Raw genomic sequence first — 18,339 nt, forward strand, 5'->3', positions numbered from 1 at the left:
GCAACCTCCATCTAGCGTTTGAGTTTCGTGCTCACGAGCAGTGATATTTCATCGAGCTCATCCATGGAGAGATCAAGCCCCAGCCCGACATCCGAAGGCGTTGCAACGGCTTCTTCTTTTTCCAGGCAGTGGCGGGCCAGCTCCAGCAGCTCCCTTTTGTAACGTTCCGCCAGGGCCTTTACATCCTTCTCCGGAATTCGCCCGGCGTTGTACACCCAGTCAAGCTGCAGGCACCCTTGACTCGAGGCGCCGATAATGTCCAGCGTATGGGCCCTTCTCATTGCCGGATCCGCCGGAGCTCCCCCTTCGAAGCGGGAAGGCCCGAATCGTCCGGCTCCCGCCTCCTGGCCGAATTCACCCAGATAGTTGAAGGAGACGTCCGGTTGCACCCCGCAGAGCAGCTGCGGCCGGAGCTCGGCCGGAGTCAGGTATTTGAGCACACCGTAGCCGAAGCCTTTGTCCGGAATGCTCCGCAGCATCTCCTTGGTATCGATGAGATGACCGCCCAAGGAGCCATCGGGCCTGCTGCGCAGGACAACCGGGAAGATGGACGTGAACCATCCGATGGTCCGTGTCACATCGGCCGACGGAAGCACTTCCTCTCTTCCGTGGCCTTCGAGATGGAGAAGGACGGCTTCCTTGCCCGTCCACCCGCACAAGGTCCTGCCGAGCGCGGCGAGGAGCAGGTCGTTGATGTCCGTCGCATAAGTGCGGTTGGCCGCATGGAGACGCTCCGTTTCCTCGGCAGTCCAGGTCACGGTGACCGTCCGGCTGCTGGGCTCTCCCCTTCCCATGTCTCCGCTCGATCCGAACAGGGGGCCGCAGTCCGCAGCTTCCACACGCGCCCAGTAATCGGCCTGCCGAAGCAGCTTCTGCTGGCGGGCGTACGCTTGTAGTTCTTCGGCCCAAGTACGGAACGAAGTCGTTTTCTCCGGCAGCTGAATCGCTTCTCCCCTTACCGCCTGTTCGTACCCCTGGAAGAGGTCCTGCAGAAGAATGCGCCAGGATACTCCGTCAACGGCCAGGTGGTGCACCGCAATGAGAAGGTGGTCGCCGTCGGAGGCCTGGAACAGCCCTGCAGCCAGCAAGGGTCCGCGATGGAGGTCCAGCGACCGCTGCAGCTCTTCGCTGTACCGCAGCACCGCCTCCGCTTCGGATGCCTCTTCCCGCACGTCCCGAACGAGGAAACGGACAGCCGCTTCGTGAAGTCCTGCGTTCCGCTGACGGAGTATTCCCTCTTCATCGGGGTCAAGCCGCAGCCGCAGTGCATCGTGATGCTCGGCCAGCCGGAGGAGCGCGCGGTCCAGCGGTTCTGCGGACAGCCGGTCACGGCTGTGCAGCAGCATGCTTTGATTGAAGTGGTGCAGAAGCTGCGGGTGCTGCTCCAGCCACCACAGCTGTACGGGTGTGAACGGTACCGGCCCTTCGACCGGCTCCTGCGGGATGACCGATTTGTAAGGCTTGATATGGGGAGCGAGCTGCGTGACGGCAGGATAGCGGAACAGGTCGCGGATCTCCAGCCGCAGCCCATGCTCCCGCAGCCGTGCGGCGATCTGGATGCCCTTGATCGAGTCCCCTCCGCCTTCAAAGAAATTCTCCTTCGCCCCGAAGCCCGGTCGTCCCAGCACATCACGCCAAACGCGGAGCAGCAAAGCTTCCATGTCCGATCCGGCTGCGGCTGCTTCGGGTACGGCTTGGGAGCCTTCTTTTTCCCTGACGGGCCTCGGCAGCCGGCCGCGGTCGACCTTGCCGTTGGCCGTCAGCGGGAGCTCGTCCACGAGCATGAGAACCTCCGGCACCATATAGGCGGGCAGTCCGGCAGCCAAGTCTACCTTCAGTGCATGGAGGAGGGCATCGGATTCGGCCGGGGCTCCGGAAGGGCCGCCTGCCGGGTCCCCGGCTCCCGCAACAAGATAGGCGCACAAGGCTGCTGCGCCGCTCTCCTCTTGATATGCGGTGACCAGAGCCTGCCGCACGGCGGGATGAGTCAGCAGTTTGCCTTCAATCTCACCCGGTTCGATCCGGTACCCGCGGATCTTGAGCTGCGTATCCGCGCGGCCGAGGAACACGATATTCCCGTCCGGCAGCCACTTCGCCAGATCCCCGGTGCGGTACATCCGGCCGCCCGGAGCAAAGGGATCGGGCAGAAACCGCTCGGCGGTCAGCTGCTCGTTGTTCAGATAGCCGCGGGCAACCCCGTCGCCGCCCGCATACAGCTCTCCGGATACACCGACGGGCTGGGGACGCAGGCGGCTGTCCAGAATGTAGACAGCCGAGTTGGCCAGGGGACGGCCGATCGGAATCACCTCGCCGGACGGCCTCCCGATCCGGTAAGCGGTGGTGAACGTGGTGTTCTCCGTCGGTCCGTACCCGTTCACCAGCTTGAGAGCCGGCGCATGCTTCAGCGTGATCTCCGCCTGCCGGGGCGACACGATATCCCCTCCGACGAACAGCCACCGCAAGGAGGCGAAGCAGTCCTCTCTCATCTGGAGAAGCGCGTCATGAAGCGGAGAGGTCAGCCACATCATCGTGATGCCCTGCTTCTCGATCTCCTCTTTCAGACGCTCGGCATCCAGCAGGATCTCTTTGGGACAGAGGTGCAGCGTAAGGCCGTGAAGCAGCGCCCCCCAAATCTCGAAGGTGGTCGCGTCAAAGCCGATGCCTCCGGTCAGCAGCAGCCGGTCGTCCTCCCGGAACTCGACATAATTCGTTCCGAACAGCAGCCGGAGTACACTGCGGTGCTCGACCATGACCCCCTTGGGCTTCCCCGTGGAACCGGAGGTGTACATCACATATGCCAAGCTGCGGGGACTGCCGGCGGGTTCCTCACCTGTGGTTCGGACGCCCTCATGCAGCGGTTCGGACAGAGCCTCCGCTTCCGGATCGATCACCGGAATCCCGGGCCCCACCCGGCTCCGGAACGCTTCCGGAGCGAAGACCGCAGCCGCTCCGCTGTCCTGAAGCAGGGAACGGATCCGCTCGTCCGGCAGTTCCGGATCGAGGTGCAGGTAAGCTCCACCGGCTTTGAGAATGGCCAGAGTGGCGGCAAAATGGCCCCGGTTTCTCTCCGTAAGCACGCCGACAACCTGTTCGGGGCCCATTCCTCTCCTGCGGAGCACAGCGGCGAGGCCGTCCGCCTGCCGGTTCAGCTCGCCGTACGTTACCGGGCCATCCGGCAGCTGCAGCGCCGCGCGCTCCGGCTGCCGCTCCGCCTGCTCTTCGAAGAGCGCATGGATCGTCCGGCCGGCTGGATAGACGGAGGCCTCCGGGTTGAATGCCTTCAGCACCTGCCGCTCCTCCGCTTCGTCCAGCAGATAAAGCTCTCCCAGCTCGATCTCCGGGAAAAGACTTACCTGCTGCAGGATGCGAAGCAAATGGACAGCCGCACGTTCGGCGGTGGTCCGTTCGAACAGCCGGGTCGCATACTGAAGCGTAAAGACCAGCTCCTGCCCCGTATCCAGGGCTTCCAGCGTCCAGTCAAATTTGGCCGAAGACGGCTGCCACGGGAGGGAGCGGATCACGAGGTCGCCCGACAGGCGGGTGCTCGCACTCGTGTTCTGGTGAAGGAAAACGACATCGAACAGCGGATTGCGGCTCAGGTCCCGCTCCGGCTGCAGGCGGTCCACCAGCGTCTCGAAGGGATACCCGCTGTGGGCCTCCGAGTCCAGCACCTCCTGCTTGACCTCCTGGAGATAGGAGCGGAAGGTCTTGTCCGCCTGCGGTTTCGTGCGCAGAGACAGCATGTTGACGAACATGCCGATTACCCCCTGCAGCTGCGGATGAGGCCGGGCCGCCGCAGGCGACCCGACAACGAGCTCCTCCTGCCCGGTATACTTGTGCAGCAGGAGCTTGAAGCCCGCGAGCAGCACCATGTACATCGTCGTTCCGGAGGAGCCTGCGAGCCGGGTGAGCCGTTGGTACAGCTCGGGGGCGGCCCTGAATTCGACGGCGTCTCCTTCGAAGCTGAGCTGGGGAGGCCGGGTCCGGTCCGTGCCCAGATTCAGTGCCGGCACGCCGTCCGCGAATTTCTCCAGCCAGTAGGCTTCGAGCTCCCGGTAGGCTTCCCCCTCCATCTGCCCGCTCTGCCATACGGCGTAATCCTTATACTGCGCAGACAGGTCCGGAAGCGGGCTTCCCGCGTAGAGCGAAGCCAGCTCGGCGCGGAGCACTTCCAGCGACATGCCGTCGCTGATGATGTGATGCATATCGGTCAGCACCACATGCAGGCGGTCCGTGATCCGCACCAGACCGACCCGCAGCAGGGGAGCCCGGCCCAGATCGAAGGGCCGGATGAAGCGTTCCGCCAGCTCTTTCGCCTCTTCCAGATCCCCTGCCGTGTAAGTCTCGATCTCGACTTCGGCGGTGGCGTGGACCCGCTGTACCGGCTTCCCTTCCACGATGCCGAAGGAAGTCCGCAGGGATTCATGCCGTCCGGCCAGCTCTTCCAAGGCCGAGCGGAACCGGTGCATATCCAGCGCGCCCTCGGCCAGGAAGTAAGCGGGCATATGATAGACCGGGGCTCCCGGGTCCAGTTCGTTCATAAAGTAGATCCGACGCTGCGCCGAAGACATCGGATAACTGCCCGGTCCGCCCGCAGAGAGAATCGGCTCGAGCGTTCTCTTCTGCTGCAGCTCCACATGCCGGGCCAGATCCCGAAGCACGGGGAAGCGGAAAATATCCCGCAGCGGGAGATGCACATCCAGGCCGGCCTGCAGCGAATGGATGAGCCGCGCCGCCTTCAGGGAGGTCCCCCCCAGTTCAAAGAACGAGTCCCCGGCGCCGATCCGCCCGCGTCCCAGCACCTCGGACCAAAGCTGAGCCAATCGCAGCTCCGCAGGGGTCTGGGGAGGCAGATGGCCGGCCAGCTCCTCTTCCGGAGGCTCCGGCAGGGCCTTGCGGTTGATTTTGCCGCTCGGCGTCAAGGGCAGGCTCGGCAGCTGAACGAACCGGGACGGCACCTTGTAGGCGGGCAGCAGCCCTGCCAGATGCAGCCGCAGCTCTGCAGGGTCCAGCTCCAGCGATCCGGTCACATAGGCACAGAGATAGAGGTCCCCCTGCCGATCGGTCCGGCAGACCACGGCCGCCTGCTCGACCGGCGGGTAAGCGTTCAGCGCCGCTTCCACCTCGCCGGGCTCAATCCGGTAGCCGCTGATTTTGACCTGCTCGTCCAGCCGCCCCAAATACTGGAGCGTTCCGTTAGCGGTGCGCTTGACCCGGTCCCCGGTGCGGTACATCCGCTCGCCCGGGAACCACGGGTCGTACACGAAGCGCTCCGCCGTACGTGCGGGGTCATGAAGGTATCCGCGGGCGACGCCGGGGCCTCCGAGAACCAGCTCACCGGGAATGCCGTCCGGAAGCAGCCGGCCTTCCGGGCTGAGGACATAGGCGCGGGTGCGGCCCAAGGGCCTTCCGATATAGGGGTGATCTTCCCCGGTGACGTCGTGCCAGGTGGACCACACGGTGGTCTCCGACGGTCCGTACACGTTGAGAAGCCGCGCGTCCAGCGTTCGCTGAAGCTCGTGCAGCAGCCCCTCCGGGAAGGCCTCCCCTCCCACCATGAGCAGCTTCAGCCCGCCAAGCGAGCGGAACCCGCCGGACACCTGCTCCAGCATCCGGAGACGGGACGGCGTCGTCTGCAGCACGTCCGCCCCGTGATCGGCGATGAGGCGAGCCCAATGCTCCGGGTTATCCTGTTCTTCGCCGCTCGCCAGCAGCACGGTCATCCCGCAGGCCAGCGCAGCCAGGGATTCCGTCACGAAGATATCGAAGGATACGGTCGTGAGGGAGAGAATACGGCGGCAGGTGTCAAAAGAGAAATCCGCGCACAAGGCGTCGATGTAGTGGACGACCGCTCCGTGCTCGATCATGACTCCTTTCGGCATCCCGGTTGATCCGGAGGTGTAGATCACATAGGCCAGATCCCCGCTTCCCGAAAGTACAGGGAGATTCGTGCCGTCAAGCTCCGCCGACTGGGCTTCCAGCTCGGATACCCGAAGGACGCTGCCGGCAAAGCCGGGGACGTCCGCGCTTTCCGTACCGCTTTCGCTTCGGGGCTGCTGAACGGCGGCGTCCATCAGCAGCAGCGACGCTCCGCTGTGGCCCAGCATCCGACGCACGGCCTCGTCCGGATATGCCGGGTCAATCGGCAGATAGGCGGCTCCCGATTTCAGTACGGCAAGCAGGGCGGCAAGCAGCCCGGCGGAACGTTCCATCCGGACAGCCACCAGGCTGCCCCGGCCAACCCCCCGCATGGCCAGCACCCTGGCCCACCGGTTCGCCTGCCGGTTCAGATCGGCATAAGTCACCGGACTTCCCCGGAAGATCACCGCTTCTTTTGCGCCCAGGAGCTCCGCCTGCCCTTCGAACCGGGCATGCACGGGGTCTTCGGACAGCGGCAGATCCTGCCGGCCCAGTGAAGCGGAGAGCAGCCTTTCCTTTTCCAGCGGTCCGGCGAGCTCCAAGGCCCCGATCGCTGCCTGCGGATCAGAGAGTGCCTGACGGAGCAGGTGAATATAATGGGAAAGCATGCGCTCGGCCGTCTCCCTGTGGAACAAGGCGGTATTGTACTGCAGGGTGAGCCGCAGTTGTCCCTCTTCGGTCTCCACGGCTTCCAGGATCAGCTCGAGCGGAGCCGTCCGGTTCTCGAGCGGGTAAGGACGGACCGCAACCCCGTCCAGCTCCAGGTACGGTTTCGGGGCGTTCTGCATGATGATCATGGCGTCGTACAGCGGATTTCGGCCCAGCTCGCGCGGAATCTCCAGCTTCTCCAGCAGCCTCTCCAGCGGATACGCTCCATGCTCAAAGGCGGCCAAGGCGAAGCTCTTCACTTCGTCCAGGTAGTCCGAGAACGTGCGGGATGGCTCGGGGCGGCCCCGCATGGCCAGCGTGTTCATGAACAGGCCGATGAGATGCTGCACCTCGTCATGACTGCGTCCCGCAACCGGAGTGCCGACCACGATATCTTCCTGTCCGGTATATTTGGCCAGCAGGATTTGGTACACGGCAAGCAGCACCATAAAGGTGGTGGTCCCGGTTTGCCGTTCGGTTTCCCTCAGAAGTCGGTGCAGTTCGGGATCGAGCAGCACAGGCAGCCGCTCCCCTTCGAACGTCTGCACCAGGGTGCGCGGCCGGTCGGCCGGCAGCTCCCGGGAGGGAAGCTCCCCGCTCATGCTCCCCAGCCAGAACGCTTCCGCCTGCCGGTCTTCCTCCAGGCCCTCGCGGCCATGGAGCCAGACGGCATAGTCCTTATACTGCACCGGCAGCGGAGCCAGGGATTCCCCGCGGTACAGGGCGGAGAGCTCGGAGAGCATCACCTGCAGGGACACCGCATCCGAGATCAGATGATGGACATCGAGCAGCAGGATCTGCCGCTGCTCCGGCAGCCGTACGAGAGCGGCACGGAGCAGCGGAGCCCGGCCGGGATCGAACGGCCGGACGAACGCTTGCAGCACCCCGGGCATCCGTTCTTCTTCCGCCGTATACCGTTCCACCTCGAGAGACACATCCGGGTGTATGGTTTGACAGAGCTCTCCGTCCTGAACCCTGAAGGAGGTTCGCAGCGCTTCATGCCGCTGCATCAACCGGCCCAAGGCCAGCTTCAGCCGTTCCGGTTCCAGGGCTCCGCGGAGCTCCACCGCTCCCGTGATGTGGTAATGCGTGCCCTCGGTCTCGAGCCGGTTCAACAGATACATCCGCCGCTGAGCCGGGGTGAGCGGATAATGCTCCGCCGCCGGGGCCGCAGGGATGGACATGGAGCGGGCAGGCTCCCCTGCCGTCTCCGGAGCGAGTGCCTCAGCCCGCAGAACCGCTGCCAGCTCCTCGATCGTCGGTCCAGCGAAGAGCTGCTTCAGCGTCACGGTGCGGCCGAGCCTGCGCAACAGCTTGGCGGTCAGGGCTGCCGCCTTGAGCGAATGACCGCCAAGCTCGAAGAACGAATCCCGGATGCCCGCTTCCTCTACCCCCAGAACCTCCTGCCAGATCGCGGCCAGCGAGGCTTCAAGTTCGTCACGCGGAGGAACGTAAGCTTCCCGTGATCTTGCGCTTACCGGAGCGGGGAGGGCCCGGCGGTCCAGCTTGCCGGTTGCGGTTCTGGGCATGGAGGCAAGGGGAATGAAGTACGCCGGAACCATGTAATCCGGGAGCCTGTCCAGGAGAAACCGGCGGAGTCCCGAGGTCCCGCCGCCTTCACGGAGTACGACATAGGCGCAGAGGGCGTCTCCCCCCTCTTCCGCTGCCGGCAGAACGATGGCCTCTGCCACGTCCGGATGGGACAGCAGCGCATGCTCGATCTCTCCGGTTTCAATCCGGTGGCCGCGGATCTTGACCTGCTGGTCCAGCCGGCCGAGATATTCAAGCTCCCCTCCCGGCAGCAGACGAACCCGGTCACCGGTCCGGTACAGCCTCTCTCCCGGAGCGAACGGGTCCGCAAGATATCGCTCCCGCGTGAGATCCTCCCGTCCGGCATAGCCCCGGGTCACGCCGGCGCCGCCCACATACAGCTCGCCGGCGGCTCCGGCCGGAACCAGGCGCCCCTGTTCATCGAGCACCCGGCAGCGGAGAGCCGGCAGCGGCTTTCCGATCAGGCTCCGTCCGGCCGACAGGTCGTGCCCGCCGATTTCCTTCAGGGTGACATGCACGGTGGTTTCCGTGATGCCGTACATATTGATCAGCCGCGTTTCCGGGTAGGCTTCCACCCAGGGAAGCAGGATCCGCGGCTGCAGGGCTTCTCCGCCAAAAATGACATATCTCAGGCGCAGCCGGGGGTGCCGGGCTTGGTCGTTGATCTCCTGAATCAAGGCGGCGAACGCCGTCGGAGTCTGGTTCAGCACGGTAACCTCATGCCGTTCCAGAAGTTCGAGGAAATGAGCGGGATGCTGGGCTGTCTGCTTGGGCACGACAACGCACCGCCCTCCCGACAGAAGCGCACCGAAGATCTCCCATACGGAGAAGTCGAATGTATACGCGTGGAAGACGGTCCAGACGTCCTCCGGTCCGAAGGCCAGCGGCAGTCCCTTCTGCTTCAGGAGCTGGACGACCTGCCGGTGTTCCACCATAACGCCCTTGGGCGTGCCGGTCGTCCCCGAGGTATACAGTACATAGGCCAGTTGCGCCGGACCTTGCGAAGCGGGCGGGTTCTCCCGGGAGCATGCGGACAGGGCAGGGTCGTCTACGAAGAGGACAGCCGCGTCCCCAACAGCGAATGACGGGCTGCGGTCGGTCAGCAGCACCGCCGCCCCGCTGTCCCGGAGCATCAGCGCTGCGCGCTCCTCAGGGTGCGCCGGATCTACGGGCACGTAGGCTCCGCCGGCTTTGAGTACGCCGAGCATGGCGGCGATCATGAGGGCGGAGCGCTCCAGCAGCAGCGCCACGCGGACCTCGGGACCCACCCCGAGCTCCTTCAGCCTCCAGGAGATCCGGTTGGCGAGCACATTGAGCTCGCTGTAGCTGATCTGCCGGCCGCTGAAGACCACGGCCGTATGCTCCGGATGCTGCCGGACCTGATCCTCGAACAAAGAAGTCAGGGTGGCTTCCTCAGGATAGTCCGAGCCGTCCCCCATCTCGGAGAGGTGGAGCAGTTCCTGCTCTTCCTGATGGGAGAGCAGGGTCATCTGCGATATGTGCTGCTGCGGTCCCCGCTGCGCCGCCTGCCGCGCCAGTTCGGACAGATGCCGCCCGATGCCCTCGATCACAGAGGATTCGAAGACGCTGGCGTTATATGTAATCTGGAACCGGAGTTCCTCCTCCGGCACAATATTGAGGTGAAGCGGGTACCCCGTTTGCTCCACCATGCTCATGCCTTCTACCCGCAGTCCGCTGTCTTTCCATACATCGTTTTCCGGCACGGGCATATTCTCAAAAGCGATAACATGATCGAACAATCCCTGCTTCAGCTCGGACATGGCCAGAATCTCATAGAGCGGGTAAGTCTCGTATGGCTTGGCGTCCCAAGTGCCCCGGCTCACCGACGCTGCCATCTCCCCTAGCGTCTGCTCCAGGTCGCGGATGCGCACCGGCACCGTATTGATGAACAGCCCTACGGCCCGTTCCAGACCCGGCAGCTCGGCCGGCCGGCCATGAACGACCGTGCCGAAAACCACATCCTTCGTGCCGCTGTAACGCTGCAGAAGGATACCCCATAAGGTTTGTACCAGGGCGTGAAGGGTGGCGGAAGCACTCAAGGCCAGCTCCTGCAGCGCTTGCGTCAGCTCGCGGCTGAAGGCGAACTCAAATACCCGCTTGTCATAGCCCTCACGGACGGAAGGCGTCCTTCCGTGATTCGGCCACTCGGCGGCGGTATCATATCCTTCCAGCAGCTTGGCCCAATACGCCCCGGCCTGCTCCCGGTCCTGATTCTCCAGCCAGTGCACATACCGGCTGAACGGCTGGGCGGGGGGCAGCTCCACGGAACGGCCATCGCATAATCCCGTGTAGAGCGCGAGGAATTCCTGAAGCATGATCCCGAGGGACCAGCCGTCGAGAATAATGTGGTGAAAAGTAAACAAGAGCTCAAAGGACATCTGCCCCGTCTTCAGAACGGCCAGACGCAGCGGAACGTCCCGGTCCAGCCGAAACCCGAGTGATAAATCCCGTTCCTTGAATTCCGCTGCCCGGTCTTCCAGCTCCTCCGGAGACAGATCGCTCCAGTCTTCCGTATGAAGCCGGACGCTGCGCTCCTTCAGCACGATCCCCACCGGCTTGTCCGATGGGGAAATTTTGTACACCGTACGGAAAATGTCATGCCGCGCCATGAGCCGCCGGAACGCTTCCTCCGCATGAGGCGGTTCCAGCGGCCCGGTCAGCTTCACCGTCAGCTGCTCCACGTAAGTCCGCTCCGATCCCTCCCGGAGACTGTCGTAGAGCATGCCTTCCTGCATCGGTGTTAGGCCGATGATATCCTGCACTTGCAGTTTAGTCGCCATTGCTTACGCTCCACTTTCGTATAGTTTCGTTCGCTGCACCGGGTTCACTTCGGCCCTTCCGGGCGTCTGCATCTTCTTTCATCCTGCTTCCGCTTACGGTCATTCGAGCGTCAGATCGGCGGCCATCTCTTTCAGAAACTGGTCGTATTCTTCCAAGTCCCATTCGTTGTATATAAAATCACTCGGCGTGGCCTCCGCCCTGCTCATCCCCGAGCAGTGTTCCAGCAGCCGATATACATAACGCTCCATAGAAGAGGCCAGCCGCTTCATGGCGGCTTCGCCGTATTTGCCTGCATCGTATTCCAGGAGAAGCTGCAGCTCTCCCCTCCGAATGTAGGCGTTGAGATTCCATCCGTACAGAAGGGACGATGCAGCACTGCCGGTCCGCCCTGCCGGCATCCGTGAGATCACCGTGCCGGTGCTGCCCAGCTCCTCCCCGAATTCGCCCAGATAGTTGAAGCTGATCTCCGGCTTCAGCGTATAGCTCGAGTCCATTTTGCATGCAGCCGGGGTAAGGTACTTCAGGAGCTGCCAGCCTGTTCCTCTGCCGGGAACCCGCCGAAGCTTCTCCTTGACCGATTTGATCCTATAGCCGAGATCGCCTGCACGGTCCGCTTCCAGCACCAGGGGGTACATGGCGGTAAACCAGCCTATCGTGCGCGAGACGTTCAGCTCCGGCAGACCTTCCCTTCCATGCCCTTCCATCTGTACCAGCAGGGACAGGAGGCCGAAGGTTTCCTCCGCAGCCAATCCCAGCGCAGTCAGGAGCATCACTTCCACATCCGCGTTATAGACCCGGTGAGCTTCGCCCGCCAGGGCGGCCGTCGTTTCCTTGGACCAGGCGGCATGGATGCTGCGGCTGCCCGATAACCCGGTGTCAGCCTCTGCAGGGATAGGGAAATGGGGGCCATTCTCGACTTCATGCCAATACGGCTTCTCCTGGAGAAGCTCCGGAGAATCGGCTATGCGCTGCAGCCCGGCGGCCCAGTCCCGGAACGGATGCGTCTTCGAAGGAAGCCGCTCCGCTGCAGCTTCCCCGCCTTGGAGGAGGGCGTCATGCAGGACCGTGAAATCGTCGAGCAGGATGCGCCAGGAGACACCGTCGATGACCAGATGATGCACGGCGATCAGCAGGTGATCTCCTTCCTGTGTATGGAACAGGCCGAGCCGCACCAGCGGTCCCTTCTCCAGGTTCATTCCCTTCTGAATGCGGGTGCATACCGCTTCCATCCGGCTTTCGAGGCCAAGGTTCCCGGAAGCTTCACCGTTCGATTCGGAGCTCTTCCCGCCCGGAAGGCCGTTCAATTCCGTCCAGTCTAAACGCTCCAGCGTAAAGCCCTCTTCGTCGGCCGGCCGGTGGACCGCCTGAATGTCTGACGTCCCTGCGGCGCCGCACGGGAATACAAGCCGGAGTGCGTCATGATGGCGCAGGAGCGTCGTGAACACTTCGCGGACGATCTCCTCCCGGAAGCCCTCCCGGCGGTACAGCATCATGGCCTGGTTGAAGTGCGCCTCCCGTCCCAGCTGCTCGAAGAACCACATCTGGACCGGCGTCAATGCGCTCTCTCCTGTGATCTCCTCCTGAGGAATTTCCGCCGTATCGGCCTGAAGCCGGGGACTCAGCTGCGCAATCGTCGGATACTGGAAAAAGTCACGGACTTCCAATCTCAGGCCGTGCCTGTGCAGGCGGGACATCACCTGAATCGCTTTGATGGAGTCTCCGCCCAGGGAGAAGAACGGGTCGTGGATGCTCACCTTCTCCAGCTGAAGCACCTCCTGCCAAAGCCGCACGAGCAGCTCTTCCGCAGCGCTGCGGGGTCCCTCGTACGGCGCTCCGGTCCGTACCTCCGCCGGCGGCGCAGGCAGGGCCTTCAGGTCCAGCTTCCCGTTGGCCGTCACCGGCATGGCATCGAGCCGGACGAAATGCGAAGGGATCATATACCCCGGCAGACGGCCGGCAAGGAACTCGCGGAGCTCGATCACAGGCATATCCCGGTCCGAAACAAGGTAAGCGCATAGGGTCCGCTCCCCTGCCCCATGGTCCCTGGCCGTGACGGCGGCTGCGGTGATCTCCGGATGGCTCAGCAGAGCGGCCTGGATCTCGCCGGTCTCGATCCGGTACCCGCGGATCTTCACCTGGTGGTCCGCCCGACCGAGGAACTCAAGCCAGCCTTCGGAGCGCCATCTAGCCCGGTCGCCGGTGCGGTACATCCGCGCCCCGGGATACAGGCCGTACGGATCGGTGACGAAGCGCTCCGCGGTCAGCGCCGGGTCGCCGGCATAGCCGTCCGCGAGGCACTCCCCGCCGATGTACAGCTCGCCCGGCACACCGACCGGGCACAGCTGCCTGCGGCTGTCGAGCACGTAATAGCGGGCTCCGCGAATGGGCCTGCCGTAGGGAATGCTCGTCCACTCGGGGTCGATCTCGCCGACCTCGTGGAAGTTCGACCACACCGCAGCCTCGGTCGCCCCGCCCAGCGCGACGACCCGCGCGCCGGGAAAGACCCGGCGCACGGCCGTCGGCAGCGTGAGCGGAATCCAGTCGCCGCTGAGCAGCACGAGCCGCAGCCTGGAGGATGCCAGCGCCGCCTCCGGGAAGAACGGCTCGAGCTGCGCCAGGGCGGCGGGAGCGGAGTCCCAGAGGGTGACGGGCTCCTCCTTCAGCAGCGCAAGCAGCCGCTGCGGGCTGCGCAGATCCTGCTCGGCGACGATGCGGACCGAGCCGCCGGCCGCCAGCAGCCCGAAGATGTCGTAGACCGACAGGTCGAAGCTCAGCGAGGTGACGAAGAGCACGCGGTCCCGCGGACCGACGCCGAAGGTTTCGTTCACCCAGGTGATGAGATTCACGACCGGGCGGTGCGCCACGACAACCCCCTTCGGCGTGCCGGTCGAGCCGGACGTGAAGATGGCGTAGGCCGGGTCTTCAGGCCGGGCTTCGCGGGCAGGGAGCTGCTCCGTGCCCGCGCTGCGAGCGGCCTGGGTTCCGTCCGCTCCGCCCGCGGCCGCCTGCCGTCCGGTCACTGTGCCGCGGTCCGCATCCAGGAAACACCGCATGAACGGCGAAGCCTGCAGCAGTGCCAGAGCCTGACCGCCGTATGCCGCGGAGACGACGAGCGCTCCCATGTCCAGCGCAGCGGCAATGGTCCGCAGCCGGCTCTCCGGCAGTGAGGCGTCGAGCGGCACGTAAGCCGCGCCGGCCTTCATCACGGCGAGAGCCGCGCAGACCATGCCGATCGACCGCTCGGCCAGCACGCCGACGAAGCGGCCGGGGCCCAGCCCTTCGGCCCGCAGGCGGGCTGCAAGAAGGTCCGTTCGTTCCTGCAGCTGCCGGTAAGTCAGTTCACCCTCGTCGGATAAAAGCGCCACGGTATCCGGCGCAAGGGCCGCCTGCTTCTCGAACAGCCCGTGGAGGGTCTGCCCTTCGGGCACCTCGCCGGGCGTACGGTTCCAACGATTCGCGAGCAGCTCCGCCTCGGCCGGGTCCAGGAGGGCCAATTCATCCAGCCGCTTCCCGGGATGGGCCATCGCATCCCGCAGCAGCTGCAGGAAATGAGCGCCCATCCGCTCAACCGTTGCCCGGTCAAATAACGCGAGCGCATACTGCAGATGAATCCGATAGCCTTCCCCTGCTTCGAGCACCTCCACGGTAAGATCGAATTTGGCATGGTCGCACGGGAGCGCATAGGGCACAACGCGGAGGCCGGCCGGCGCAAGCGGCGTCTCGTCCATATTCTGCATGACGAATACCGTATCGAATAAGGGGTTGCGTCCGGTATCTCTGGGAACCTGAAGACGCTCCAGCAGCTTCTCAAGCGGATAGTGCTGATGGCTGAACGCGCTCCGCAGCCGTCCGTCCGTCTCCCGGACGAGCCGGGCGAACTCCGCTTCCCCTTGCGGCGTGCAGCGGATCGGCAGGGTATTGACGAACATGCCGGGCATCTCGGCGAGATCCGCATGGGTCCTCCCCGCTGCCGGCACACCGACGATCAAATCCGTCTGTGCCGTATAGCGGTACAGCAGCGTCTGGTACGCGGAGAAGAGGACCGCGAACGGCGTTGTGCCGCTCTCTGCGGCGAGTCTGCGGATCCCCCGGGCCTCTTCCGTTCCCAGCTCCAGCTGTACTTCGTCCCCACGGAACTGCTGCATCGCCTGCCGGGCCCGGTCCGTCGGCAGCTGAAGTACCGGCAGCTCGCCTGCCAGTTCCTCGGTCCAATACGTTCCAGCCTTCTCCAAGAGGCCGGAGGACAGCTGCCCGGACAGCCAGACGGCATAGTCCTTGAATTCCACGTCAGGCCTCCGGAGGGTCCCGCCGTTATAGAGCCGGGTCCACTGCTCGAGCAGCAGAATCATGGACGAGCGGTCGACGATCGCATGATGTGCGTCAACCAGCAGCAGATGCTTTCCGTCTTCGGCCGTAAGCAGCGCGACTCGCAGCAGCGGACCTCTCCCCAGGTCGAAGGGCCGGATAAAAGCACGCACGGCCTCCGTCAGTTCCTCGCTGCTTACGCCTGGCAGCCGCTCCACCTCAAACTCCACTTCCTCCGCGACCCGCTGAACGACGGCCGTATCATCGAAGCTGAACGAGGTCCGCAGCAGACCGGTCTGCCGGATGAGCGAGCTCCATGCGGCTTCGAGCCGGTTCCGGTCCAGGTCTCCCTCCAGCCATGCCGCATAAGTCACATTGTAGGCAGTCCCTACCCCCTCCTGATGCTGGAGGACAAATAGGCGCTGCTGAACGGAAGTCGCCGGGATTCTCGCACCGGGGGCTGCCGGTGTAATCGGAGTGAATGCCGTACGTTCCGCCTCCCGGATATAGGCGGCCTGTTCCCGGACCGTCCGCAGCCGGTACATGTCGTCCAGCGTCAGCTCTACCCCGAACCGGGGATGAATGCGGGCGGCCAGCATACCGGCCTTCAGCGACTGGCCGCCGAGCTCGAAGAAGTCATCCCCGGTCCCGAAGCCGTCTCTGCCCAGCAGCTCCTGCCACAGGTGCAGCAGGTCTTCTTCCGTTTGGTTCGCAGGACGTACGGTCGGTACGGCCGAAGTGACCGCTTCGGCTTCCACCTCAAGTGCGGCAAGGGTTTCGTCGAACTCCCCAAGCTCATACCTGCGTGCAAGGGTGCCCCGCTGGATTTTGCCGCTGGTCGTCTTGGGCAGCACCTGTACGGGAATGATCCGGTCAATATCGACGCCCATCTGAACCCTCACATGGGACCGGATGGCTTCGGCGAGCGCAGCAAACTTGGCCGGTTCCGTGCGGACCGCGGCAAAAAGAAGCACTTCCTCGCGGGAGGCTCCCGGTTTTCTTGCCCCGCAGGCAGCCAGACGGCCGAACCCGATCCCCTCGATCTCCCCTGCAACCTGCTCGAGATCATGGGCATAGATGTTCTGGCCGTTGACCATCAGCACTTCCTTCATCCGTCCGGTGACCACGAGCCGGCCCCGGTGAAGGAAACCGAGGTCTCCCGTCTCGATCCAGCCGTCACCGCACAGCAGCTTCTCCGTCGCCTCGGGATTGCGGTAGTAGCCGCGGGTTACATTGCGGCCCCGGATCCGGATATGCCCTACCTGCAGCTCCCCGAGCGGGCGCCCGTCTTCTCCGCAGATGCGCAGCTCTACGCCCCGGATCGGCGCTCCGAGACTGACAAAGCTCAGTGTCCCTTCCGCTTCCTCGTCCAGCAGCCGGACCTCGGAGCCGATGGAGAGCGACGTGCGGTCCGCCGTGATGACATGAAGCGCCCCGTCCACTGCCGGAAGCGTGACGCCCACCGAAGCCTCGGCGAGGCCGTAGGCCGGCACCATCACGTCGGAGGCGAGTCCCCGGCCCTTCAGGGCTTCCAGGAACCGCCGGCATACCTCCGGCATGATGGGCTCGGCTCCGTTCACGATTTTGCGGATGACGGACAGATCCCAGTTCAATCCCTTCTCGGGAGCATAAAATTCCAGGAAATAGCTCAGTCCGAAATTCGGGGAGGCGAGTACGGTGGCCTGGTGCTCTACGGCGGCCTGAAGCCAGAACAGCGGGGAACGGACGAACAGCGGGGTGGGCATCAGACACTGGTCGAGTCCGGCCGCTGCCGGAGTCAGATGGAACCCGATCAGGCCGAGGTCGTGGGTTAAAGGCATCCAGCTCAGGAACGTATCCTCCGCCCATCTCTGCGGGTCGCTGTCCAGGATGCCGTCGATATTGGAGAGCAGATTCTCATGCGTGAGCATGACGCCCTTCGGCTCCCCTGTCGATCCCGACGAATACTGGATGAGGGCGAGCTCCTGGGGGGCCGGCCGGTGAATCCGACCGCTCGCGGGTTCGTCCCGAAGCCCGTCGATGAGCAGCGTATTCGGCAGCATCGCGTCGAAGGCTTCCTTGAGCCCCAGCATCGGTGCCTGGTGGGACAGCATCCGCTGCACTCTCGCCTCGGTCAGCAGGTGCGGCCGTACCAGCTTGGGCCAGACGCCGAACAGCTTGCGCCGATGCTCCCGGCTCGTGCCCGGGGAGACCGGGACCGGTATGAACCCGCCCAGCAGGCATGCCCAGAGGCCTTCCACGAAGTGCCTTGGCTCGTCCGCCATGAGGACGACCTCGTCCCCTGTCCGGACGCCCTTCCTTTGCAGGTGGCCGAGCACCCGAAGCGCATCGCCGAACAGCTCCTTATAGGTGCGGCGGTCGGTTTCTTTTTCCCCCGCAATGAACGTAATGCCCCGGTCCGATCTCCCTCCTGCCGCCTCGAGCATGTCCACCAGCGTTGCGTACGGCATCACACGATCTCCTCCTTGGCGGCATGACGGATGGCGAACGTAAGCTCCGCCTGGGATACCGTCTCCCCGGAGACGGATGCCGTGCAGGAGACGATGCCCGCATGGCTCATCCACTTGACGGCCTCACAGCGGATCAGCAGACTGTCGCCGGGTACGACGGGCTTCATGAATCGCGATTTGACCCCGGTCAGCAGAAACTCCGCTTCCTGCGCTTCCGGGGGCTCGCCGAGCCGGTAAAGAAGAATCCCGGCCTGTGCCATGCCTTCCGTAATCAAGACCCCGGGATAGATGGCCTTCCGCGGAAAATGCCCCGGAAAGCACCACTCGCCTCCGGATATATTCTTGCGGCAGACGATCGTCCTGCCGCGCTCCCATTCCTCGACCGTGTCGATCATGATCATCGGATAGCTCTGGGGAAGCAGCTCCCTTACCGTGTCGAACCCATACATCACCGGCATCCTGCACCTCTTTGTCCATTCGTTATTTGCTGCGGGCATACGCCCGGCATTCTGTTTATATCTTGTATTCAGCATAGCGAAGCGCCCGCTGCGGACCTATATCCCAAATGGGATATATTGCCCGGCTCTCCGTTCCGTTACAATGTGAAGCATGGAACAAGCGCTGCCGGCATGCAGGAGACCTGGATTTGTTAAATGAACCCTTT

The 18,339-nt window shown here is 64.0% G+C and carries 3 protein-coding genes; all 3 read right to left on the reverse strand.

All coding sequences use genetic code 11. The features are described 5' to 3' along the window. Positions 1-11: 11 nt before the first annotated feature. Complete coding sequence (locus PM3016_RS19310; protein ID WP_014370607.1) at positions 12-10,919, reverse strand: non-ribosomal peptide synthetase; 10,908 nt, start codon at positions 10,917-10,919, stop codon at positions 12-14. A 99-nt stretch (positions 10,920-11,018) separates the two neighbouring features. Next, complete coding sequence (locus PM3016_RS19315; RefSeq protein WP_014370608.1) at positions 11,019-17,675, reverse strand: non-ribosomal peptide synthetase; 6,657 nt, start codon at positions 17,673-17,675, stop codon at positions 11,019-11,021. Beyond that, positions 17,675-18,133, reverse strand: a complete 459-nt coding sequence (gene fabZ / locus PM3016_RS19320) for a 3-hydroxyacyl-ACP dehydratase FabZ (protein WP_013918175.1) — start codon at positions 18,131-18,133, stop codon at positions 17,675-17,677. Before fabZ ends, PM3016_RS19315 begins: the two co-directional genes overlap by 1 nt. Between the last annotated feature and the right edge of the window lie 206 nt (positions 18,134-18,339).

This window comes from Paenibacillus mucilaginosus 3016 (genome assembly GCF_000250655.1).
GTDB lineage: Bacteria > Bacillota > Bacilli > Paenibacillales > NBRC-103111 > Paenibacillus_G > Paenibacillus_G mucilaginosus.

What these genes read in the sequence shown, in the direction of transcription:
- PM3016_RS19310 (WP_014370607.1), bottom strand. Translation starts at nt 10,919, where the DNA reads ATGGCGACTAAACTGCAAGTGCAGGATATCATCGGCCTAACACCGATG.
- PM3016_RS19315 (WP_014370608.1), bottom strand. Translation starts at nt 17,675, where the DNA reads ATGCCGTACGCAACGCTGGTGGACATGCTCGAGGCGGCAGGAGGGAGA.
- fabZ (WP_013918175.1), bottom strand. Translation starts at nt 18,133, where the DNA reads ATGCCGGTGATGTATGGGTTCGACACGGTAAGGGAGCTGCTTCCCCAG.